Source organism: Streptomyces sp. NBC_01463, assembly GCA_036227345.1.
Taxonomy (GTDB): Bacteria; Actinomycetota; Actinomycetes; order Streptomycetales; family Streptomycetaceae; genus Streptomyces.
The window spans coordinates 6,390,703-6,413,591 of record CP109468.1 but is presented as its reverse complement, the minus strand read 5'-3'; the positions used below and the strand labels follow the sequence as shown (position 1 = coordinate 6,413,591).

20 protein-coding genes are annotated in these 22,889 nt (G+C 72.5%); 13 read left to right on the top strand and 7 right to left on the bottom strand.

What is annotated here, in order from left to right:
• Positions 1-66: 66 nt before the first annotated feature.
• The 3 genes from OG521_28280 to OG521_28270 form a co-directional block, all read right to left on the bottom strand.
• Positions 67-744, bottom strand: coding sequence for a PhzF family phenazine biosynthesis protein (locus tag OG521_28280; GenBank protein ID WUW24449.1), 678 nt, complete (start codon positions 742-744; stop codon positions 67-69).
• Positions 745-823: 79 nt separating this feature from the next.
• A complete protein-coding gene (locus OG521_28275) occupies positions 824-2,368 on the bottom strand; it encodes an HtaA domain-containing protein (GenBank protein WUW24448.1) in 1,545 nt (514 codons plus the stop codon).
• Positions 2,369-2,441: 73 nt separating this feature from the next.
• Complete coding sequence (locus OG521_28270; GenBank protein WUW24447.1) at positions 2,442-3,851, bottom strand: HtaA domain-containing protein; 1,410 nt, start codon at positions 3,849-3,851, stop codon at positions 2,442-2,444.
• 133 nt (positions 3,852-3,984) lie between these two features.
• Between OG521_28270 and OG521_28265 the strand changes: the two genes are divergently transcribed.
• The 7 genes from OG521_28265 (at position 3,985) to OG521_28235 (ending at position 11,485) form a co-directional block, all read left to right on the top strand.
• Positions 3,985-5,064, top strand: coding sequence for an ABC transporter substrate-binding protein (locus tag OG521_28265; GenBank protein ID WUW24446.1), 1,080 nt, complete (start codon positions 3,985-3,987; stop codon positions 5,062-5,064).
• Positions 5,061-6,137, top strand: a complete 1,077-nt coding sequence (locus OG521_28260; GenBank protein WUW24445.1) for an iron ABC transporter permease — start codon at positions 5,061-5,063, stop codon at positions 6,135-6,137. The genes OG521_28265 and OG521_28260 overlap by 4 nt, the downstream gene beginning before the upstream one ends.
• Complete coding sequence (locus tag OG521_28255; protein WUW24444.1) at positions 6,134-6,973, top strand: heme ABC transporter ATP-binding protein; 840 nt, start codon at positions 6,134-6,136, stop codon at positions 6,971-6,973. The genes OG521_28260 and OG521_28255 overlap by 4 nt, the downstream gene beginning before the upstream one ends.
• 210 nt (positions 6,974-7,183) lie before the next feature.
• The gene (locus OG521_28250; protein ID WUW24443.1) at positions 7,184-8,320 is read left to right on the top strand and encodes a cupredoxin domain-containing protein; all 1,137 of its coding nucleotides are present in this window, start codon (positions 7,184-7,186) and stop codon (positions 8,318-8,320) included.
• A 23-nt stretch (positions 8,321-8,343) separates the two neighbouring features.
• On the top strand, positions 8,344-9,618 hold the full coding sequence (gene efeB / locus OG521_28245; protein ID WUW24442.1) for an iron uptake transporter deferrochelatase/peroxidase subunit: 1,275 nt from the start codon (positions 8,344-8,346) through the stop codon (positions 9,616-9,618).
• 30 nt (positions 9,619-9,648) lie between these two features.
• Entirely contained in the window at positions 9,649-10,620 is a 972-nt protein-coding gene (locus OG521_28240; protein WUW24441.1) for an FTR1 family protein, read from the top strand.
• Complete coding sequence (locus tag OG521_28235) at positions 10,553-11,485, top strand: hypothetical protein (GenBank protein WUW24440.1); 933 nt, start codon at positions 10,553-10,555, stop codon at positions 11,483-11,485. Before OG521_28240 ends, OG521_28235 begins: the two co-directional genes overlap by 68 nt.
• Positions 11,486-11,597: 112 nt before the next feature.
• On the opposite strand, the gene OG521_28230 is transcribed toward OG521_28235, so the two are convergent.
• Positions 11,598-12,344, bottom strand: a complete 747-nt coding sequence (locus OG521_28230) for a bifunctional DNA primase/polymerase (protein ID WUW24439.1) — start codon at positions 12,342-12,344, stop codon at positions 11,598-11,600.
• Positions 12,345-12,782: 438 nt separating this feature from the next.
• Between OG521_28230 and OG521_28225 the strand changes: the two genes are divergently transcribed.
• Positions 12,783-13,565 carry an amidinotransferase gene (locus OG521_28225; protein WUW26827.1) on the top strand — a complete coding sequence of 261 codons (783 nt, stop codon included), beginning with the start codon at positions 12,783-12,785 and terminating at the stop codon, positions 13,563-13,565.
• 12 nt (positions 13,566-13,577) lie between these two features.
• On the opposite strand, the gene OG521_28220 is transcribed toward OG521_28225, so the two are convergent.
• Positions 13,578-14,594, bottom strand: coding sequence for a small ribosomal subunit Rsm22 family protein (locus tag OG521_28220; GenBank protein ID WUW24438.1), 1,017 nt, complete (start codon positions 14,592-14,594; stop codon positions 13,578-13,580).
• A gap of 187 nt (positions 14,595-14,781) precedes the next feature.
• Here OG521_28220 and OG521_28215 point away from each other — a divergent pair, with 187 nt between their 5' ends.
• The gene (locus tag OG521_28215) at positions 14,782-16,101 is read left to right on the top strand and encodes a hypothetical protein (protein WUW24437.1); all 1,320 of its coding nucleotides are present in this window, start codon (positions 14,782-14,784) and stop codon (positions 16,099-16,101) included.
• 26 nt (positions 16,102-16,127) lie between these two features.
• Here the strand turns inward: OG521_28215 and OG521_28210 are convergent, their stop codons facing one another.
• Positions 16,128-17,453, bottom strand: a complete 1,326-nt coding sequence (locus OG521_28210) for a multidrug effflux MFS transporter (GenBank protein WUW24436.1) — start codon at positions 17,451-17,453, stop codon at positions 16,128-16,130.
• 78 nt (positions 17,454-17,531) lie between these two features.
• Here OG521_28210 and OG521_28205 point away from each other — a divergent pair, with 78 nt between their 5' ends.
• Positions 17,532-18,536 (top strand): Gfo/Idh/MocA family oxidoreductase, encoded by a 1,005-nt coding sequence (locus tag OG521_28205; GenBank protein ID WUW24435.1) that lies wholly within the window; start codon positions 17,532-17,534, stop codon positions 18,534-18,536.
• Between the two features lie 19 nt (positions 18,537-18,555).
• Here the strand turns inward: OG521_28205 and OG521_28200 are convergent, their stop codons facing one another.
• Positions 18,556-20,184, bottom strand: a complete 1,629-nt coding sequence (locus tag OG521_28200) for an alkaline phosphatase D family protein (GenBank protein ID WUW24434.1) — start codon at positions 20,182-20,184, stop codon at positions 18,556-18,558.
• A 309-nt stretch (positions 20,185-20,493) separates the two neighbouring features.
• Here OG521_28200 and OG521_28195 point away from each other — a divergent pair, with 309 nt between their 5' ends.
• The 3 genes from OG521_28195 to OG521_28185 all read left to right on the top strand — a co-directional run bounded on the left by OG521_28195 (position 20,494) and on the right by OG521_28185 (position 22,878).
• Positions 20,494-21,267, top strand: a complete 774-nt coding sequence (locus OG521_28195; GenBank protein WUW24433.1) for an SDR family oxidoreductase — start codon at positions 20,494-20,496, stop codon at positions 21,265-21,267.
• A gap of 159 nt (positions 21,268-21,426) precedes the next feature.
• The gene (locus OG521_28190; GenBank protein ID WUW24432.1) at positions 21,427-21,894 is read left to right on the top strand and encodes a lamin tail domain-containing protein; all 468 of its coding nucleotides are present in this window, start codon (positions 21,427-21,429) and stop codon (positions 21,892-21,894) included.
• A gap of 99 nt (positions 21,895-21,993) precedes the next feature.
• The gene (locus OG521_28185; GenBank protein ID WUW24431.1) at positions 21,994-22,878 is read left to right on the top strand and encodes a PhzF family phenazine biosynthesis protein; all 885 of its coding nucleotides are present in this window, start codon (positions 21,994-21,996) and stop codon (positions 22,876-22,878) included.
• Positions 22,879-22,889 lie beyond the last annotated feature (11 nt).

Here is a 22,889-nt window from a genome sequence, read left to right as displayed (position 1 = left end):
TTCGTCGTGTCCTCAGTCGCCGGGCGGGCTCGGTCCTGCCGTTGCGGGCCCGATGCCGCCGGCCGGTCAGCCCTGAGCCGCCAGCACGACCCGGCCGCCGATCTCCACCGCGCCGTCCGGAGCCGGGGCCGTGAGGATCTGGGAGCCGCGCCCCTGCCTGATGTTCAGGGCGCGGCCCAGCTGCGCGCTGAGCAGCAGCGCCGCCGCCCCCGTCGCCTCGTCCTCCACGATCCCGTCGTCCCGGCGCGGGAACGCCCGCGCCCGCACCCGGCCCGCCGCCTCGTCCTCCCAGGCCCAGGCGTAGAGCCAGCCCTCGCCGGGCGGCGGGGCCGGCAGCGCGTCGACCTCGGCGACCGAGGCGTACCGCTGGAGCGTGCGCGGCGGCGCCCACTCGGGGCGGGCGGTGATCCAGCTGAACTCGCCGTCCTGGCGGGCGAAGACCTCCCCCACCTCCAGTTCCAGGATCTCCAGGTCCAGCAGCCAGGCGGCGCCGACCACGGGGTGCCCGGCGAACGGCAGGCGGAGCCCAGGGGTGTAGATGTCCAGCCGGCCGCGTTCGGGGTCGTCCACGAACACGGTCTCGCTGAAGCCGAGCTGACGGGCGAGTTGCTGCCGGGACGCCTCGTCCGGGTGGTCGCGCCCGTCGCGTACGACTCCGAGGGCGTTGCCGTGCCGGCCGTCGGGGCCGCAGAACACGCGCAGGACGTCGATGCCTCTGCCGGCGGGTACGTCGTAGTCGCTCACGTCCGCATTCAAGCACCGCCCGGGTGCCTGCCCGTCGGAGGGCAGGCACCCGGGCGGTGGTGTCGCGCGGTGGGGCGGGTCAGACGGTGCGGCGACGGCGGGCCACGACGACCGCTCCGGCGCCGGCCGCCACGATGACGCCCGATGCGGCGATGAGCGCGCCGGCCGGGAGGCCGGCGCCGGTGGAGGCCAGGGCGCCCGAGCCGCCGACCGTGCCGCCGCCGCCCACGGAACCGCCGGCGGCCGAACCGGAGGTGGTGGACGAGCCGCCCGTCGAGCCGCCGGTGGACGGGAGTTCGGCGTTCTTGTCGAGGGCGACCGCGACGGTCAGCGCGTCGAGCCGCTCACCCGCCGGGTACATCCCGCCGAAGGCCTTGGTGCCGTCGGCGGTCAGGGTCGCGGGCACGGCCGAGAGCGTCACCACGCCGTTCCTGGCGGTGAGTCCGCCGGCGGGCAGCTTGAGGTCGGCGACGGCCAGACCGGTGTAGGTGGCGACCTTCTTCGTCGCACGGTCCTTGGTGGACACGTCGGCGATGAGCCTGCCCTTGGTTCCGTCCGCCTGGATCTCCAGGTTGGTGAGGGACAGGTCGAGGGTGTACGCACCGTCCTCCTCGTGCCCGAGGAAGCGGACCTTGCCGTCGAACAGGGCGCTCAGGGTCTGCTTGCCGGCGTCGAAGCGGCCGGTGGCGTCGGGGAAGCGGTACCCGTTGCCGGACGCGGTGGCGCCGGCCGTCGTCTCGGCCTTGCCGTGGGCGATGGGGCCCGTGACGTACGAACGGAAGGACGCCTTGACGCCCCAGTCCAGGGTGCCGTCGACGATCGCGCCCGGGTCGGCGGCCGGCTTGTCGGTCGCCGTGGTGCTCGGGCTCGGCTTCGGTGCGGACTCCGTCGGCTTGGCGGTCGGCTTCGTGGTGGGCTTCTCGGTCGGCTTCTCCGTGGGCTTTTCGGTCGGCTTCTCCGTCGGCTTCTCGGTCGGCTTCTCGGTCGGCTTCTCCGTGGGGGCGGCGACCGCCTTCACGGTGAGCGTGGCGGGGTCGAGCACCTCGCCTTCCTTGTACTGGCCGTTGAAGGCCGCGGAGCCCGCCTTCGTCAGCTTCGCCGGGATGTCCTTGAAGACCATCGTGCCGCCCGCGCCCTGCCCCGGCCGGACGGCCGACAGGTCGAGGTCGGCGACCGCCACGTCGTTCGCGGTGCCCTGCGGGGTCGCCACGTCGGCGGTGATCGCGCCGCCCTTGCCGGCCGTGGAGAGCTTGACGTCCGAGAGCGTGATGTCCAGGACGCCGCCGTGCGCCGAGAAGTTGACGCCGCCCTGGAAGGCGGTGTCGGTGCCGTGCGTGGTCATGTCGTACGTGCCCTTGCCGTTGACAAAGGTGAACACACCGTTGCCCGCGGCCTGGGTGGCGCCGTCCTTGACCGTGATCTTTCCGGCGGCGCCGATGTACTTGCGGAAGGACTCCTTGAAGCCCCAGTCCAGCGTGCCGTCCTTCAGCTCCATCTCCGGAGCGGCAGCGGCGCCCTGCGGGGACGATTCGGCCGCGAGTGCCGGGAGGGCGAAGGCGGCGCCGAGGGCGGCGGCCGTGGTTACGGCTGCGGCGAGGGCTATGGGGCGGCGGGTGGCTGCCATGGTCGGGGGTCTCCTCAGGAATGAACAGGGATCAACGGGGGTGGTGTGGGGGGAGGGAGGGGGGGTGCGGGGGTCAGGAAGCAGGGGGCGTCGTGGAGCGGTTGCGGCGTACGAGGAAGAGCACGCCGGCCGCTGCCGCGGCGAGCACACCGGCGCCGCCGAGGGTCACGTACAGCCAGCTGTGCGAGGTGTCGTCCGCCACCGTGGCCGCGGCCACGGTGGTCTTCGCCGGAGCGGTGCCCGACGGCTCCGCCGAGGGGACGGGTTCGCTGCCCAGGTCGGGGAGGGCGGGCAGCTTCGCCGCCGCTTCGACGGCCACGGCGAGCGAGACCGGGTCCATCGCGGTGCCCGCCTTGTAGAGGGAGCCGAAGGCCTTGGCGCCCTCCGCGGTCAGGGTGGCGGGAGCCTCTGTGAGGACCGCGAGGCCGTTCGTCGGGGCGAAGTCCTCGGCGGTGAAGGTGATGAGGGGTACGGCCCTGCGGGTGTCGCCGTCGCTCCGGACGTCGGCGCTGAGCGTGCCCCGGCCCGCCTTCAGCCCGACCGCGAACCGGGAGAGCGTCAGATCGAGGCCGTGCGCCCCGGCGAAGCGGACACTGCCCGCGAAGTCCGCCGCCAGGGCCTGCTTCTCCGGGTCGTACGTGCCCGTGCCCTTCGGGAAACGGAAGAGTGCTCCGCCGTCCTGGGCGCCTCCGGCCAGGGTCCACTTCCCCCGGCCGATCGAGCCGGTGACGTACTCGCGGAAGGTGCGGCGCACGCCCCAGTCGACGGCGGCGTCCTCGATGCGGCCCGCGGTCTCCTTCGGCTTCGCGCTGCTCTTCGGCTGCCCGGGAGAGGTCGAGGCGGCGGGCTTTCCCGCCGGGGCCGAGGTGTCCACGGAGAGGCTGACCGCGTCCAGCGGGGTGCCTGCCGTGTAGTAGCCGGCGAAGGACCTGGCGCCCTGTGAGGTCAGCGTCGCCGGGACGTTGTTGAGGGCCACGGGGGTGGCCCCGCCCCTCATGTCGATCCCGGACAGGCCGAGCGTGGCCAGCGGGACCTGGGCGGCGGAGGTGACGCGACCGGTCCCCCGGTCCTTGCTGACCATGTCCGCGTACACCGTGCCGCTGCCGCCCTGGATCCGGACGGTGGGACGGCTGATGGTGAGGTCCAGTTCGTTGCCGCCGTCGGGCTTCTTGTGCCCGGTGAAGTGCACACCGCCCGAGAAGCCGGCCCGGAAGGCGCCGCTCGCCGGATCGTAGGAACCGGTCGCGGAGTGGAAGCGGAACTGGCTGCCGCCGACCGTGGCGGCGCCGCCCGTCAGGCTCCAACTGCCTTGCGCGATGGGGCCCGTGACGTAGCTCTGGAACGAGGACTTGATGCCCCAGTCCAGGCGGCCGCCCTGCACCGTACGGTTCGCCGCTTGCGCGGTGGCCGCCGGGAGCAGGGCTCCCAGCAGGACCGCGAGAAGCGCGACGGCGAGCGCGCGGGCAGGTCGGTACGGCGGCATGGACCCCTCCGAGGTCTAGAAGATGAGGTAAGGCTAACCTAAGGTATGTACATCTTGTGTCGGTACCCCTTTCCGTCACATTTCTCGCAATCTCCCATCAACTGCACGCCGCAGAACGACAGGACGGTGCCCAGTGCGCATCTCGCAGGACGTCGCCCCACCGGGCCGGGACACCGCGCGACCGGGACGCCGGCGCACCGGCGCCCTGACGGCAGCCCTCGCCCTGGCCTCGGCCCTGGTACTGGCCGGCTGCGGGGACACCGGGGCTCCCGTGGCGAGGACGGCGGGCGCCGGGACCCCGGCGGCCGCGGACACCGACCGGATCGAGCCGCTGACCGGCACGCCCGCACCGCGGCTGCCCGTCACGGTGACGTCGGCGGACGGGAAGCGGACCACGATCACCTCGGCGGACCGGATCGTGCCGCTGACCGGCAGCCTGAGCGAGATCGTCTTCACGCTCGGCCTCGGAAAGCAGGTCGTGGCCCGCGACATCACCGCCACCTTCGAACAGGCGGCGAAGCTCCCCGTGGTGACCCGGGCCCATGACGTGTCGGCGGAGAGCGTCCTGTCGCTGCGGCCCACCGTCGTCCTCGCCGACACCACGACCGGACCGGCCGAGGCCATCGGCCAGATCCGGGACGCCGGCATTCCGCTCGTGGTCGTCGAACCGGCCAAGGAACTCTCCGACGTCGGCCGCCGGATCGACACGGTGGCCGCAGCCCTCGGCGTACCGGAGTCCGGCGACGAGCTCACCGAGCGCACCCGGGACCGTATCGACGCCGTACGGAAGTCCGTCCCCGCACCGGCCGGCGGCGCCGGGAGGCCGCGCGTCGCCTTCCTCTATCTGCGCGGCTCCGCCTCCGTCTATCTGCTGGGCGGCCGGGAGTCCGGGGCGAGTTCGCTGCTCGAAGCGGCGGGCGCCGTGGACGCGGGCAAGGCGTCCGGGCTGAAGAAGGACTTCACCGCCATCACCAGCGAAGCCCTGGCCAAGGCGGCGCCCGACGCGATCCTCGTGATGACGAAGGGGCTCGACTCGGTCGGCGGCGTCGACGGGCTGGTGAAGATTCCGGGCGTCGCCGAGACCCCGGCCGGGATGGACCGGCGGATCGTCTCGGTCGACGACGGAGTGCTGCTGAACTACGGGCCGCGCACCGACCGGGTGCTGAGCGAACTGGTCGCCCAGCTCTACCCCGGGGACGGTGCGGCCAAGTGACCACCGCACACGAGGCATCCGCCGGCCGGGCGGTCCCCCGCGCGCGCCGCTCCACGGCCGTCACCCTGACCGCCGGACTGCTCGCCGCCCTGGTCGTGTGCTGCCTGCTGTCCGCCGGGCTCGGCGCGTACAGCATCCCGCTCGGCGACGTCCTCGGCTCCGTCCAGCACCGGATCGGGCTGGGCGGTCACGCCCTGGACCGGGTCGGCGAGAGCGTCCTGTGGAACGTACGGCTGCCGAGGGTCGTCCTCGCGCTGCTGGTCGGCGCCTCGCTCGGCTGCGCGGGGGCACTGATGCAGGGCGTGTTCGGCAATCCGCTCGCCGAGCCCGGCGTCATCGGGATCTCCGCGGGGGCGGCGGTCGGCGCGGTCGCCTCGATCGCGCTGGGGCTGAGCTTCTTCGGCAACTGGACCATCACCGTCTGCGCGTTCGTCGCCGGACTGCTCACCGTCCTGCTGGTGTACGCGCTGTCGCGGTCGGGCGGCCGGACGGAGGTGGTGACGCTGATCCTCACCGGCATCGCCGTCAACGCCTTCGCGGGCGCCCTGATCGGCCTGTTCATCTTCTTCGCCGACAACGCGCAGATCACCCAGATCACCTTCTGGCAGCTCGGCTCACTGGCCCAGGCCACCTGGCCCAAGGTGCTGGCCGTGCTGCCGTGCGCGGTCCTCGGCCTCGTCATCGCTCCGTTCTATGCCCGGAAGCTGGACCTGCTGGCGCTCGGCGAGCGGCCCGCCCGGCACCTCGGGGTCGACGTCGAACGGCTGCGCATGGTGCTGGTGCTCGTGGTGGCGCTGCTGACCGCCGCCGCTGTGGCGGTCGCCGGGATCATCTCGTTCGTGGGACTGCTGGTGCCGCACCTGCTGCGGATGGCGAACGGTCCCGGCCACCGCTTCCTGGTGCCCGGCAGCGCGCTGGGCGGCGCGCTGGTGCTCGTCGCCGGCGACCTCGCTGCCCGGACCGTCGCCGACCCGGCCGAGCTGCCGCTCGGCGTACTGACCGCGCTCTTCGGCAGCCCGTTCTTCTTCTGGCTGCTGCGCAGGACCCGTCGCAAGCAAGGTGGTTGGGCATGAGGACGCTGCGGAACCTCTTCGCGGTACGGGGGCGGACCCTGCCCGTGCCCGTCTCCCCCGGCGACCCGCTCGCCGAGGCGCGCGGGCTGCGGGTCCGCCTGGGCGGGCGGCAGGTGCTCGGCTCCATCGACCTGACGGCCCACGCGGGCGAGGTGCTGGCGCTCGTCGGCCCGAACGGGGCCGGCAAGTCGACCCTGCTGGCCGCGCTCGCCGCCGACCTGCCCGCCCAGGGCGGGGAGGTACGGATCGACGGGCGCCCGGTCACCGCCTGGTCCGCGCCCGAACTGGCCCTGCGCCGGGCCGTGCTGCCGCAGTCCGCCGCGCTCTCCTTCCCGTTCCCCGTGGAGGACGTCGTCCGGATGGGGCGGGCGCCCTGGGCCGGGACGGACCGGGCGGACGAGGACGACCCCGCGGTCCGCGCGGCGATGGCCGCCACCGAGGTCACCGAGTTCGCCGCGCGCCCCTTCTCCGCGCTCTCCGGCGGCGAGCGGGCCCGGGTCGCGCTGGCCCGGGTGCTGGCGCAGCGCGCCCCGCTGCTGCTGCTCGACGAGCCGACGGCCGCGCTCGACCTGCGCCACCAGGAACTGGTGCTGCGGATCTGCCGGGAGCGCGCCGCCGCCGGGGACGCGGTCGTCGTCGTCCTGCACGATCTGGGGCTCGCGGCCGCGTACGCGGACCGGACCGCGGTGCTGCACGACGGGCGGATCTCGGTGGCGGGCCCGCCGGCCGAGGTGTTCACGAGCGCGATGCTCAGCGGGGTCTACCGGCAGCCCGTCGAGGTGTTCCCGCATCCGCGGACCGGGGTGCCCCTCGTCGTGCCGGACCGGGCCTCTTGACCCTCGCTTGACCCGTTACGGGTTCGCTCATGGGTCGACCGTGATCCCCCCGTTCCTGTGCGTCCCCAGTGAGAGTTGAATCACTGCACGGAGGGGTATCGGTCAGGTAAGCCTCGGTTAAGTTAGGTCCGCCTCACCCGGCTCCGTCCGGCCGCGTTTCCGCTCTCCCCTCATCCCCATCCTCCTCCTTCGTCCTCATGTGGAGCCCGTATGCGAGCCGTTCGTTTCTCCGTCGTCACCGCTGCCGCCACCGTGGCCGCTCTGACCGCTGTCACGGGCTGCGCCGAGAAGAGCGACGGCAAGGGCGAGGGCGCCGTCCAGGTCGTCGCCAAGGACGACTCCTGCGACGTGTCGAAGACGAAGCTGCCGGCCGGTCACGTCGAACTGGCCGTCCAGAACAAGGGCTCCAAGGTCACCGAGGTCTACGTCCTGTTCCCGGACGACCGCATCGTGGCCGAGCGGGAGAACATCGGCCCGGGCACCAAGGCCACCATCACGGCCGAGATCAAGGCCGGTTCGTACGAGATCGCCTGCAAGCCCGGTATGAAGGGCCACGGCATCCGGCAGAAGATCGAGGTCAGCGGCGGCAAGGCGGCCAAGCGCAGCCCCGAGATGGACAAGGCCGTCGCCGCCTACCGCACCTACGTCCAGGCGCAGGCCGACGAGACCCTGCCGAAGGTCAAGGTCTTCACGGACGCCGTCGCCGCCGGCGACCTGGAGGCCGCGAAGAAGGCGTACGCCGACTCCCGGATCGGCTGGGAGCGCACCGAGCCGGTCGCCGAGTCCTTCGGTGACATCGACCCGAAGGTCGACGTCCGCGCGGACGGCCTGGAGGACGGCCAGAAGTGGACCGGCTGGCACCGCCTGGAGAAGGCGCTGTGGCAGGACAAGAAGCTGGGCGCCGAGGAGAAGGCCCTCGCGCCGACCCTCCACAAGGACCTGCTCGACTGGCAGAAGCGGGTCGGCACGGCGGACATCACCCCGACCTCGATGGCCAACGGTGCCAAGGAGCTCCTCGACGAGGTGGCGACCGGCAAGGTGACCGGCGAGGAGGAGCGCTACAGCCACACCGACCTGGTCGACTTCAAGGCCAACGTCGAGGGCGCGGAGCAGTCCTACCAGCTGCTGAAGCCGATCGCGTCGAAGAACGACGCGGCGCTGACCGCCACCCTGGACAAGCGGTTCGCGGCTCTGAACACGCTGCTCGACAAGTACCGCGAGGACAAGAGCTCCTACGCCTTCACCTCGTACGAGAAGGTCGGCAAGGCGGACCGCAAGGAGCTGTCCGACGCGGTCAACGCGCTGGCCGAGCCGCTCTCCCGGCTCGCCGCAGCGGTGACGAAGTAACCGGCCGGAAAGAGGTCCCGGGCATGTCCGAGCAGGATCAGCAGCCGACCGGCGACGCCGCCGGGACCCCCGGCCGTGCCCCCTCGCGGCGGGCGCTGCTCGGCTGGGGCGGCGCCGGGCTCGCGCTCGGTGCCGCGGTGGCCGGCGGTACCGCGGCCGCGGTGCGGTCCGGGGACACCGCCGTGACCGCCGCGGACAGCGGCGCCGCGGTGCCGTTCCACGGGGCGCACCAGGCCGGGATCGCCACCGCCGTCCAGGACCGGCTGCACTTCGCCGCGTTCGACGTCACGACGGAGGACCGGGCCGAACTGGTCGCGCTGCTCAAGGAGTGGACCCGGGCGGCCGAGCGGATGACGGCCGGGCACGCGGTCGGCGACGGCGCCTACGGGGGCCTGGCCGAGGCGCCGCCGGACGATACGGGCGAGGCGCTCGGCCTCAGGCCGTCCCGGCTGACGCTGACCGTCGGCTTCGGCCCGTCCCTGTTCGCGAAGGGCCGCTTCGGCCTGGAGGACCGGCGCCCCGGCGCGCTCGTCGACCTGCCGAAGTTCCCGGGCGACAACCTCGACCGGGCCCGCAGCGGCGGCGACCTGTGTGTCCAGGCCTGTGCGGACGACCCGCAGGTGGCGGTGCACGCCATCCGCAACCTCGCCAGGATCGGCATGGGCCGCACCGCGATCCGCTGGTCCCAGCTGGGCTTCGGCAAGACCTCGTCGACGACGCCCGACGCCCAGACCCCGCGCAACATGATGGGCTTCAAGGACGGCACCCGGAACATCTCCGGCACCGACACCGCGGCCCTGGACCGGCACGTGTGGGCCGACGGGAAGGACGCCGGCTGGATGGCCGGGGGTTCGTACCTGGTGGCCCGGCGCATCCGGATGCACATCGAGACCTGGGACCGGACCGGACTGCAGGAGCAGGAGGACGTCTTCGGCCGCGACAAGGGCGAGGGCGCCCCGGTCGGAAAGGCGAAGGAACGCGACGAGCCGTTCCTGAAGGCGATGCTGCCGACCGCCCATGTACGCCTCGCGCACCCCGACACCAACGACGGGGCGACGATCCTGCGGCGCGGCTACTCCTTCACCGACGGCACGGACGGCCTGGGCCGGCTCGACGCCGGGCTGTTCTTCCTCGCCTACCAGCGCGACACCCGCACGGCGTTCGTACCGCTGCAGCGGCGCCTGGCGGCACACGACGCACTCAACGAGTACATCCAGCACGTGGGTTCGGCGCACTTCGCCGTCCCGCCGGGCGTCCGGGACACGGACGACTGGTGGGGCCGGGCGCTGTTCTCGTAACGGGACTCGAAGCGGAAAGGGAACCGAGACGTGTTCAGTAACTACCTGATCGGCCTGCGCGAAGGGCTCGAAGCCAGCCTGGTCGTCTGCATTCTCATCGCGTACCTGGTGAAGACCGGCAACCGGAGCAGGCTGCTGCCGATCTGGATCGGTGTCGCCATCGCCGTCGTCGTCAGCCTGGCCTTCGGCGCCGGTCTCGAATTCGGTTCGCAGGAGATGACGTTCAAGGCCCAGGAGGCGCTGGGCGGTTCGCTGTCGGTCCTCTCGGTGGGCCTGGTCACCTGGATGGTCTTCTGGATGCGGCGCACCGCCCGGCACCTGAAGGCGGAGCTGCACGGCAAGCTCGACGCGGCGCTCGCGATGGGGACCGGTGCGCTGGTCGCCACGGCGTTGCTGGCGGTGGGCCGGGAGGGGCTGGAGACCTCGCTGTTCGTGTGGCGTGCGGTGCACGCGGCGGACGACGGCTGGCATCCGATGATCGGCGCGCTGCTCGGCATCCTGTCGGCCGTGGTGCTGGGCTGGCTGTTCTACCGCGGTGCGCTGCAGATCAACCTCGCGAAGTTCTTCACCTGGACCGGCGGCATGCTGGTGGTCGTCGCGGCGGGTGTACTCGCCTACGGAGTCCACGACTTGCAGGAGGCGGAGTTCATCGGCGGGCTGCAGAACCGGGCGTTCGACATCAGCGCCACGATTCCGCCGGACAGCTGGTACGGCACGCTGCTGAAGGGGACGTTCAACTTCCAGCCGGATCCGACCGTTCTCCAGATCACGGTGTGGGCGCTGTATCTGATCCCCACCCTCGCGCTGTTCCTGTCCCCGGTAGGGTTCGGACGGTCAGTGGGGGCGACGGATCAGAAGGCGCGGAAAGCAACGGATGAAAAGCCTGAGGCCGGTTCGGCTGGCGACGGGGCTCGCGGCAGCGACGGTGCTGAGCATGACGGCGAGCGGGTGCGTGACGGTGCACGGCGAGCTGGAAGTCGTCCCGGCGGCGACGCGGTCTGAGGCCGCGCAGGCCCTGAAGAACTTCACCGCCGCGTACAACGCGGCGGACAAGGCCTACGACCCCGCGCTGGACGAGGACGAGGTCACCGGTGCGCTCGGCGCGGTCAACCAGGCGGGTCTGCGGGCCCGGCAGAAGAACAATCCGGACGGCAACGCGAACCACCGGCCGCTGGAGCTGACCGACGCCACCTACGTCATCCCCGAGAAGGCGGGCTGGCCGCGGTGGTTCCTCGCGGACACCGACTCCAACCGTGACCAGGACGGCGGGAAGCTGGACACCCGCTGGCTGTTCGCCTTCGTCAAGTCCGGCCCCGGCCAGGGCTGGAAGGCCGCCTATCTCGCGGTCGTCGCCCCGTCCCGGATCCCCGACTTCGCTAAGGACGACGAGGGCCGGGCGAAGCCGGTGGCGGCGGACGGGCCCGGACTGGCGGTCGCCCCGAAGGACCTGGGCGCGCAGTACACGGGCTACCTGCAAAAGGGGACGCCGGACGCGTTCGCCCCCGGCACGGCCACCTCGGTCTGGCGCCAGAGCCGGCTGAACACGCGGCGGGCGGGTTTCTCGTACCAGTACATCGACCAGCCGCTGAACAGCGGCCTGTTCGCGCCGCTCGCCCTGGAGACGGACGACGGCGGCGCACTGGTCTTCTTCAGCAGCAAGCACTTCGAGCAGCAGACCGCGGCGCAAGGGCTGCGCCCGACGGTCAGCCGGGACGTCGAGGCGCTGCTGACCGGTGAGGTGCGGAGCACGCTCACCAAGGAGCGGATCTCGGGCCAGCTGGTGTACGTCCCGAAGAAGGGCGCAGGCACGGGCAAGGTGATCATGCTGAACCGGCTGCCGGGCCTGACGTCGGCCAAGGGTTCCTAGCAGCGGGCGGACGCACCGCGCCGACGGCGCCGGTCCGGCAGCACCGGGCGTGCGGGCGGAAGGCCCCGGACGCCCGGTCCGGGGCTCCCGCACGATCGCGGCGGGACGTCCCCTACCGGCTCAGCGGCCAGGCCACCGAGTCGTGGTCGACGTCGCTCTGCTCCGCGGAGCCCACGAACCGCGCACAGGCGTCCGTCAGGGTCTCCAGCAGCGTCAGCGGGTCGGGCAGCGGGTTCTCCGGCCCCCGCACCCAGCTGACGTCGAGTTCACCCGGGAGCATGGCCGGCGGCAGCAGCACGTAGCTGCCGCGGCAGTGCCAGCGCAGTCCTGGGTGCTCGTCCATCGTCTCGGGGTGGCAGTCCAGCTCGCACGGCCACCACTCGTCCTCGTCCTCCGGCGTACCGCGCGTCGCGGTGAAGAAGAGCATCCGGTCGTCGCCGGAGCGGGCCACCGGGCCCACGTCGATTCCGGCGGCGAGGAGCCGCTCCAGCGCCTGGGTGCCGGCCGAGAGCGGGACGTCGAGCACGTCGTGGATCATGCCGGTGGCCGTGATGAAGTTGGCCTGCGGCTGGCTGAGGGCCCAGCGCTCGATCTGTGCCCGGTCGGTGGTGGACTGGGTCTGCCAGGCGAAGGAGACCGGGTGCCTGGCCGGGGTGGGACAGCCGATGCGTTCGCACGAACATCGGTAGCCGACCGGGTGGGCGGCGGGCGCGATCGGCATCCCGGCCTCGGCGACAGCCAGGAGCAGCGCCTCCCGTGCGGTGCCGTCGACATCGCCCTGCTGCGGTTTGGGCCGTCGGCGCAGCCAGTGGGAAAACCTGCTCTCCGAGCCGCGACCGCGACTGAAATCGGCGCCCATCTATCCCCTTACCTCAGCGTTGCCCCTGCCCATGGTCCCACCATCCTGCGCTTCGGGTGGCCAGAGTCCTGAAGCGGGGTACGACCACCGATGGCCTCAGCTGACCGCTATCGCACTGTTTGTCGGGAAATGGCGGCCGAATTTCCGGTGATCGGAGCCCCTGGAAGGGGGCGGCCGGCGCCCGTGCACCCCACCGGGGGGCCGGATCTCACACAGCTGTACGGAACCACCCGATCGGTTCACTGCGCCGCGGCCCGGGACGGCGCACCATGGGCTTCACGCACACACCCGTGCGACGCACCGGCCGCAGCGGCCACCAATGCCGCCGCGACGATTCGTGAGGAGCCCTCATTGCCCACACGTCACCCCGCCGCCGCCCCTCATGAGGGCGCTTCGCGCCGCACCCCCGGCCGTCGGTCCACACCCCGCCGCTACCTGATGTGCGCCCCGGCGCACTTCAAGGTGACGTATTCCATCAATCCCTGGATGGACCCCACCAAGCCGGTCGACCTCCCGCTGGCCCAGACCCAGTGGGAGGACCTGCGCGACCGCTACCGCGCCCTCGGCCACACTGTCGAGCTCCTGGAGCCCCGCCCCGACCTGCCGGACATGGTCTTCGCCGCCAACGGGGCCACCGTCATCGACGGCCGGGTGCTGGGCGCCCGCTTCGCCTACCAGGAACGCTTCCCCGAGGCGGCCGCCCACCGCGACTGGTTCCGGAGCCACGGCTTCACCGAGATCCACGAGCCCGACCACGTCAACGAGGGCGAGGGCGACTTCGCGGTGACCTCCTCGTACGTCCTGGCGGGGCGCGGCTTCCGGTCCAGCCCGCTCTCGCACGACGAGGCGCAGGAGTTCTTCGGGCGGCCGGTGATCGGCCTCGATCTGGTCGATCCGCGCTACTACCACCTGGACACGGCGCTGAGCGTGCTCGACGACGCGGCCGACGAGATCATGTACTACCCGGGCGCCTTCTCGCCGGGCAGCCGGGCCGTGCTGGCCCGGCTCTTCCCGGACGCGCTGATCGCGAGCGAGGCGGACGCGGCCGCGTTCGGGCTGAACGCGGTGAGTGACGGGCTGCACGTGCTGCTGCCGCAGGCCGCCACGGGTCTGTTCGACCCGCTGCGGGACCGCGGCTTCGAGCCGGTGCCGATGGACCTCGGCGAGCTGCTCAAGGGCGGCGGCAGCGTGAAGTGCTGCACCCAGGAGCTGCGCGGCTAGCCGCGGGCCGGATCAGGGGCCCGAGGGCTCCTGGTCCGGGTCCTGCGGGGGCGGCCAGGCGTCGCCCCAGTCGATGTCCCGGGCGGCGCGGTAGAGCGCGCCGTGCCGCTTGGTGACCGTGGCCCGCCGCAGGCCCTCGTCGCGGGTGCACAGCTCCAGCAGCACCTGGCCCTTGCGGATCTGCGGCCGGCGGGTGATCCGTTCCGCCACGGGCCGCGGGGTGAAGCGGGTGGCCACCACGTAGCTGAACTTCTCGTCCTCGTACGGCAGCGAGCCGCCCTTCACCTTCCGGTGCAGCGAGGAGCGGCTGACCCGGGCCGAGAAGTGGCACCAGTCGGTGCCCGGCTCGATCGGGCAGGCGTCGCTGTGCGGGCACGGGGCGGCGACGGTGAGCCCGGCGGCGGTCAGCCGGTCCCGGGCCTCGATGATGCGCGCGTAGCCGTCGGGGGTGCCCGCTTCGACGACCACGACGGCCTGCGCGGCGCGGGCCGCGTCGTCGACGAGCGCGGTGCGGGCCTGCGGGGTGAGCTCGTTGAGCACGTAGGAGACGGTCACCAGGTCGGTGGCGCCGAGGGCGAGGTCCTGGCCGATCCGGGCCCGCTGCCACTCGGCGGCCCGCAGCCCGGGGATGCCGGAGACCCCGGCCAGCTCGCGGCCCAGCGCGAGGGCGGGCTCGGCCCAGTCCAGGACGGTGGTCCGCGGTCCCTCCCAGGCCCCGGCGACCGCCCAGCTCGCCGCGCCGGTGCCGCCACCGACGTCGGTGTGGGTGGCCGGTGCCCAGTCCGGGGCGGCCTCGCGCAGGGCGTCGAGGGCGGACCGTACCGCCTCGAAGGTCGCGGGCATCCGGTACGCGGCGTACGCGGCGACGTCCGAGCGGTCCCGGAGCACCGGGGTGTCGGTGGGAATGGTCCCCCGGTAGTGGGCGATGAGCCGGTCGACGGCCTGGGTGGCCTGCCTGGGCGGCAGCCCGTCCAGGAGTCCGGCGAGGGCCGCGCGCAGGGCGTTCGCGGTGGGGAGGGTGGCGTTCACCGACGAATTGTAGGCGGACGCGGACGGCCCGGGGCCCGGCACGGAATCGGGACGGAACGGCTACGGAACCGAACGGCGAAGCCACTACGACCAGTTGCTACGCTGACCGGCGCGAGGTCGCGTCATGTTCATCGGGGGGACCATGAGACTGCAGTTCGGGCGCCTGGCTCCGGTCGGCGGAGGGACAGTGAGGCAGCGAGTCGTGCGCCTGGCCCTGGTCGGCGGGGTGCTGGTGCTGGCCCTGCTCCTCCTGCTGTCCACCTGCGGCGGCGGTGGCGGGAGCGGCAAGAAGGACGACGCCAAGCCGAAGAAGCCCAAGCGGACGAGTGCGGGTCCGGCGACGCAGCTGACCGTTCCGGCGGCGTACACCACACAGCGCGGCTGGGAGCTCATCGGCACCTCGCCCGACTACGCGCTGTCCCGGACGACGGGGCGGCTGGCCTATCTGGTGCGGACCGCGGAGGGCGAGTACCAGCTGCGGACCATCGACTCGGAGACCGGGCGGGCCGGCTGGAGCGGGGACGCCTGGCGCCCGCCGGCCGCGACGCACTTCCCGAAGCTGCTCACCGTCACCACGGACGACCAGGAGTACTTCGTGACCTGGGCGTACGGAAAGGTCGGCGAGGACGCTCCGGCGCCCGCCGACCGGATCGTCTCCCTCGACGTGTACACCGTGGAGGACGGCAGCCGGCAGCGCGTCGAGGTGCCGTGGAGGTCGGTGCCGACCGTCAACGTGACCGGCCCCGGCATCGTGATCGGCGACGGCGGGTCCACGAGCGTGGTGGTGGACCCGGCGACCGGCCGGGTCTCCAAGGTCCCCGCCAAGGCGCTGAAGTACCCCAAGGGCTGCGCGTCCTGCAAGCAGCTCACCGAGGTACGCGGACTGACCTCGAAGGGCCTGCTGGTGAGCGGGTCCCGGGAGTTCTGGGTGCAGGGCGGCTGGTTCAGCCGGAACGTGGCGCCCAAGGGCACCGACCGGCAGAGCGGCATCCCGACCTCCGTGGCGCCCGGGGTGGTGCTGGCGAGGTGGCAGCTCGCGAAGGGCTCGAAGCTCGCCGCGACCCATGAGCTGTGGGCGGTGCACGACGCGGAGACGGGCAAGGCGCTGGTCTCCGTGCAGTGCCACAAGCCGGCGATCGCGCCGGGGCAGTACCCGCAGGCCGTCGTCTCCCCGTCGGGCGACTACCTGGTGGCCGGGAACCTCGCCTTCGACCTGGAGAACGGCAAGGGCTTCTGCTTCGAGGACACCGAGGGCTCGAAGACGCTCGCGCTGGCGTCCGTGACCGACGACGGAACGGCGTACGGGGCGACGAACGTGCGCAACGCGGCGGACGCGCTGGCCGGCGGCGGCTTCCCGGTCGAGGCGCAGATCTCGGCGGGGACGGCGGACCCGCTGGCCCCGAACGTGCGGATGCCCGGCGCCGAGGGCGCCGAGGGGGTCGGCCTGTTCCGCTGGACCGACGACAAGGACCGGCTGCACCTGATCGGCTACCCGCGGGAGGACTGACCTCCCGCGGCGGGAGCCGCGCGGCCTCAGATCCGCGCGGCCACCTGCTGCCAGGGGCGGCACATCGCCAGGAAGCAGACCAGCGCGCCCACGGCGCAGACCAGCTGCACGACGGCCATGGGTACGGCCGTGGCCTCCCCCGCGATCCCGACGAGCGGCGAGGCGACGGCGCCGATCAGGAACGAGGACGTGCCGAGCAGTGCGGAGGCGGAGCCGGCGGCGTGCTTGGTGCGCATCAGCGCCTGGGCGTTGGTGTTCGGCATCGCCAGGCCCATCGCCGACATCAGCACGAACAGTCCGGTCGCCACCGGGAAGAGCCCGACGTCCCCGAAGACCCCGGACGTCATCAGCAGGAGCGCCGTCGCGGCCAGCACGATGACGCCGAGCCCGAAGCCGAGCGCCTTGTCGAGGCTGATCCGGCCGACGAGGATCTTGCCGTTGATCTGGCCCACGGCGATCAGTCCGACGGAGTTGATGCCGAAGAGCAGGCTGAAGGTCTGCGGCGAGGCACCGTAGATCTCCTGGACGACGAACGGGGACGCGCTCACGTAGGCGAAGAGCGCGGCGAAGGCGAGGCTGCCCGCGATCATGTAGCCGCTGAAGACGCGGTCGGCGAGCAGGGCGCGCATGGTGCGCAGGGCGTCGCCGATGCCGCCGGTGTGGCGTTCGGAGGGCGGCAGGGTCTCGTGCAGCCACTTCCAGACGACCAGGGTGAGCAGGACGCCGACCACGGTGAGGACGGCGAAGATGCCGCGCCAGTCGGTGATCCGCAGGACCTGGCCGCCGATGACCGGGGCGATGACCGGCGCGACGCCGGAGATCAGCATCAGCGTCGAGAAGAACCTGGCCATGTCCACGCCGTCGTACAGGTCGCGCACCACGGCGCGGGCGATGACGATGCCTGCGGCGCCCGCGAGGCCCTGGACGAGGCGGAAGCCGATGAGGAGTTCGGCGGTCGGGGCGAAGACGCAGATCGCGGTGGCGAGGACGTAGACGACCATGCCGAGCAGCAGCGGGCGGCGCCGGCCCCAGCGGTCGCTCATCGGTCCGACGACGACCTGGCCGAGCGCCATACCGGTGAGGCAGGCGGTGAGGGTGAGCTGGACCGTCGACGCGGGTGCGTGCAGCGCGTCGGTGACGGCGGGGAGCGCCGGGAGGTACATGTCCATGGAGAGCGGCGGCAGCGCGGTCAGTCCGCCGAGGACCAGGGTGACGAGGAGTCCGGTGCGCCGGGCCGCGGTGGTGGCGGCGGGTCCGGGTGGAGGGGTGGCGGGCCTGCCGGGAAGTCCGGCCCCGGCCGCGGTGTGGGTGGTGGGTATCTGCTGGGCCCGGCTGACGCCGCTCTCCGGCATTCTCATCTCCATAGTTGTTGAATCCGCCTCTATGCTCTCAGCTCAGCCGGAATGGTCGATACCTTTTTGGGAGCGTGCATGAGCAGGACTGTCCGTTGGGGCGTGCTGGCGACCGGTGGGATCGCGGCGACGTTCACCGCCGACCTGCAGGCGATGCCCGATGCGGAGGTGGTGGCCGTGGCCTCCCGTACGGACGCCTCGGCGAAGGCGTTCGCGGAGCGGTTCGGGATACCGAAGGCGTACGGGAGCTGGGCCGGGCTCGTCGCCGACGAGGACGTCGACGTGGTGTACGTGGCCACGCCGCACTCCGCGCACCGGGAGGCGGCCGGGCTCGCCCTGGAGGCCGGCAAGCACGTGCTGTGCGAGAAGGCGTTCACCATCAACGAGCGCGAGGCGCGGGAGCTGGTGGAGCTCGCCCGGGACCGCGGTCTGTTCCTGATGGAGGCGATGTGGACGTACTGCAACCCGGTCATCCGGCGGATGACGGAGCTGGTGCGGGACGGGGCGATCGGCGAGATCCGGACCGTGCAGGCCGACTTCGGCTTCGCGGGTGACTTCGGTCCCGAGCACCGGCTGCGCGATCCCGCGCTGGGCGGCGGCGCCCTGCTGGACCTCGGGGTGTACCCGGTGTCGTTCGCGCAGCTGCTGCTGGGTGAGCCGGACCGGGTGCAGGCCGATGCGCTGCTGTCGCCGGAGGGTGTCGACCTGAACACCGGGATGCTGCTGGGCTGGGAGTCGGGCGCGACCGCGCTGCTGTCCTGCTCGCTGGTCGGACACCATCCGACGGCCGCCACGGTCATCGGGACGGCCGGGCGGATCGACTTCCCGGAGGGCTTCTTCTATCCGCGGGGCTTCGTGCTGCACCGGGCGGGCGGCGAGCCCGAGGAGATCACCTCGGGGCCCGGGCCGCAGGGCCTGACGGGGATGCAGTTCGAGGCGGCCGAGGTGATGCGGGCGGTCCGGGCGGGCGAGACGGAGTCGCCGCTGGTGCCGCTGGACGGTTCGCTGGCGGTCATGCGGACGCTCGACGCGGTACGTGAGCGCGTCGGCGTCCGCTACCCCGTGGACGGCGCGGTGCGGTAGGGCCTGGGGCCCCTCGCGGTCAGGCCGGGTTGAGGCCCTGGTCGCCCACCTCCGTGACGAACGAGGCCGCGGTCGTCACGGGGGCGCCGGGCGTGGTGACGGCGGACACCGTGCGGTAGTCGGCGCGTGCCCGGCGCTCCTGGAGGGTGACGACGGCGTAGCCGCGGCGGCCGTTGTAGAACTTCATGTGCGGGTTGGCGGTCGTGAGGTTCGACCAGTTCGCGGGCTTCTCCGATCCGTCCTTGCCGCTGGCGACGGACGTCGCGACGATCTCGGTGCCGACGGTGCGGGACGAGGGGTCGTCGAAGTCCTGCTTCAGGTCGAAGGCGTAGCCGACGTGCACATCGCCGGTGAGGACCATCAGGTTGTCCACCCCGGTGGCCTCGGCGCCCCGCAGGATCCGGTCGCGGGACGCCGGGTAGCCGTCCCAGGAGTCCATGGAGAGCTTGTAGGCGTCGGTGGGGACGTCGCGCCGCTGGGCGAAGGTGACCTGCTGCGGGACGACGTTCCAGGTGGCCCGCGAGTGGCGCCAGCCGTCGATCAGCCAGCGCTCCTGGGCGGCTCCGGTCAGGGTGCGCGAGGGGTCCTCGGACTCGGGCCCGGGGGTCTGCCAGCCGTCGCCGTACGCCTGGTCGCTGCGGTACTGGCGGGTGTCGAGGATGTCGAACTGGGCGAGCCGGCCGAACTGCAGGCGCCGGTAGAGCTTCATGTCCGGGCCGTGCGGCTGCTGCGGGGTGCGCAGCGGCTGGTTCTCCCAGTACGCGCGGTAGGCGGCGGCCCGGCGGATCAGGAACTCCTCGGGCGGCACGCTGTTCTCGGGGGTGTCGCCGGCGTAGTTGTTCTCGGTCTCGTGGTCGTCCCAGGTGACGACGAAGGGGTGCGCGGCGTGGGCGGCGCGCAGGTCGGGGTCGGACTTGTAGAGGGCGTACCGCAGCCGGTAGTCCTCCAGCGTGGTCGTCTCCCGGTTGAAGAGGGCGGGCAGGGTGCGGTCGGTGTAGTTGCGGGCCCCGCCGGTCGCGGTGACGGCGTACTCGTAGAGGTAGTCACCGAGGTGGAAGACGACGTCGACGTCCTCCTGGGCGAGGTGCTTGTACGCGGTGAAGTAGCCGTCGTGGTAGGCCTGGCAGGAGACGGCGGCCAGGCTCAGTTCGCGCTTGTGCGCGCCGGGGGCGGGCGCGGTGCGGGTCCGGCCGACCGGGCTGGTCCACTGCCCGGCGCGGAAGCGGTAGTAGAGGACCCGGTCCGAGTCGAGGCCTCTGACCTCCACGTGGACGCTGTGGTGGAACTCCGGGTGGGCGAGGGCGGTGCCGCGCCGGACGATGCGCTGGAAGCGCTCGTCGCGGGCGAGCTCCCAGCGCACCTCGATCCGGGCGGCGGGCAGTCCGCTGTCGGGCTCGAACGGGCGGGGCGCGAGCCGCGTCCACAGCAGGACGGAGTCGGGCAGCGGGTCACCGGATGCGACGCCCAGGGTGAACGGGTCGTCGCCGATCTGCCGGCCGTCGAGCTCGGCGGCGCTCGCCGATCCCGCGGCCGGCAGTCCGACCGAGAAGGCGAGTGCGGCGGCGGCTCCGGTGACGGTGAGAAAGCGGCGGCGGCCGGTGTGCCGGGCCGCGTCGCGCAGCTCCTGCTGGTGCGATGAGTACGTCATCTGTCCCTCCCCTGACTGGTGATGTGGGGGAAGTCCACCGGGCCGGCACATCGGGCGGTTGTCGTGCTCGCGTCGCACGGGCGTCGCCTGGATGAGGAATGCGGCAGGAATGGATCCCCAGGGGCAAACACCGCGTATGCGGCCAAAACCATGATCATTAAGACCGGGGGTGCCGCCTCAGGGAATCGCCGGTACCGTGCACGGAAATCACCCCCCGGGGACGTGAACCCCCCGTCCGGACGCACGATTTGACCCCGGCGCGCCCACCGGCACCGGGGCCGGGGGCCGCTGGGCGTACGCTGCCGCACCATGAGCAACAAACTGTTGAACTCCACGACGAAGGCGGCCGTGGTCACGGGCGCGGGCTCCGGGATCGGCCGGGCGGTGGCGCTCGCCCTGAGCGGCGCCGGCTGGTCGGTGGCGCTCGCGGGCCGCCGCCCCGGGCCGCTCACCGAGACCGCCGCGCTGGCCGGACCGGACGCCCGGGTGATCACCGTCCCCGCCGACGTGTCGCGCCCGGACGACGTGGACGCCCTCTTCTCCGCCGTACGGGAGTGCTTCGGCCGCCTCGACCTGCTCTTCAACAACGCGGGCACCTTCGGGCCCCGCTCCGTGCCGGTCGAGGACCTCGGCTACGACGACTGGCGCACGGTGGTCGACGTGAACCTGACGGGGGCGTTCCTGTGCGCGCAGGCGGCGTACCGGCAGATGAAGGAACAGGATCCGCAGGGCGGGCGGATCATCAACAACGGCTCGGTCTCCGCGCACGCGCCGCGCCCGCACTCGGTCGCCTACACCGCGACCAAGCACGCCATCACCGGCCTGACGAAGTCGCTCTCGCTTGACGGGCGCCCGTACCGGATCGCCTGCGGACAGATCGACATCGGCAACGCCGCGACCGAGATGACCGAACGGATGCAGACCGGCATCCTCCAGGCCAACGGCGAACTGGCCGTGGAGCCGGTGATGGCCGCCGCGGACGTGGCCAGGACGGTGGTCCACATGGCGGATCTGCCGCTGGAGGCCAACATCCCGTTCATGACGGTGATGGCGACGGCGATGCCGTACGTGGGCCGGGGCTGACGGATCCGGGCCGGAACCGACTCCGAGCGACCACAACTGACCGGCCCTCACACCGGAAACGACCGATACCCGCCGGACCGGCGCCCCACCCGGTCCGGCAAGCGCGTGCTGCCCTTATGCTCACAGTTCTTCACCGGAACTCCACACAAGGAACACAGCATGCGCATACGCACCGCGGTGCCCCTCGCCTTCGCCGTCACCACCGCCCTCACGGGCTCCCTGCTCCTCGCCACCCCGGCCTCGGCCGCGAAGCACCAGGGCGGGGTGCACCTGGGGAAAATCCAGTACGACAGCCCCGGCAAGGACACCCGGTCCACCACCTCGCTCAACGCCGAATGGGTGGAGATCCACAACAACACCAAGGCGAAGGTGCAGCTCAAGGGCTACCGGCTGAAGGACAACACCGGATACACCTACACCTTCCCCTCCTACGCCGTCGGCGCCGGCAGGACCGTCCGGGTCCACACCGGCAAGGCGAAGAACAGCTCGGGCCACGTGTACTGGAACCGCGGCTCGTACGTGTGGAACAACACCGGTGACAAGGCGCGGCTGATCAAGCCGAATGGCAAGCTCCTCGACTCCTGCTCCTGGACGAAGGCGAGCAAGGGCACCAGGAACTGCCACTGACCCGCCCGCCGCGGTCCGCGGGCATCCGGGTCCCGCCCGGTGAGGGGGCGGGCGGGACCAGGGGGGAATGCCCCGGACCGCGGCACGGTTGTGCCGCACATGACTGAGCTTCCCGAGACCGCGATCCTGCGCTACACCGCCTTCTCCAGCGACCCGGAGGGCGGCAATCCGGCCGGGGTCGTGCTGGACGCGTCCGCTCTGGACGACGCGGGCATGCTCGCCGTCGCGGCGGAACTCGGCTACAGCGAGTCGGCGTTCCTGACCGGTCCGGCCGAGGCGTCGGCGCCCGGCGCGCGCGGCTATTTGATCCGCTACTTCAGCCCGAAGGCCGAGGTTCCCTTCTGCGGACACGCCACCGTGGCGACCGCGCTGGCGCTCGCCGAGCGGGACGGCCCCGGCGACCTGGAGTTCAGCACCGCCGCCGGACCGGTGCCGGTGACCGTCGCCCGCGAGGGCGCCGAACTGCGGGCGACCCTCACCAGCGTGGAGCCGCACGTCACCGAGGTCGCCCCGGAGGACGTGACGGAGGCGCTGGCCGCCCTGGACTGGCCGGCCGCCGACCTCGACCCGGCACTGCCGCCCCGGATCGCCTACGCGGGCGCCCGCCATCTGGTGCTGGCCGCCGCGACCCGTGAGCGGCTGGCCGCGCTCTCCTACGACTTCGCACGCCTCGAAGCGCTCATGCACCGGCTGGACCTGACCACGCTCCAGCTGGTGTGGCGGGCCTCGGAGACCGTCTTCCACGTCCGCGACCCGTTCCCGGTCGGCGGTGTGGTCGAGGACCCCGCGACGGGAGCCGCGGCGGCCGCCTTCGGCGCGTACCTGCGCGCCCTGTCCCAGGTCCCGGAGACCGCGGGACTGACGCTGCACCAGGGGGAGGACATGGGCCGCCCCGGCACCCTGACCGTCACCCTGCGCGCGGGCGACGCCCGGGTACGGGTGAGCGGTACCGGCACCGCGATCCCGGCACCGGCCGGCGCCTGACGGCCCGCCGC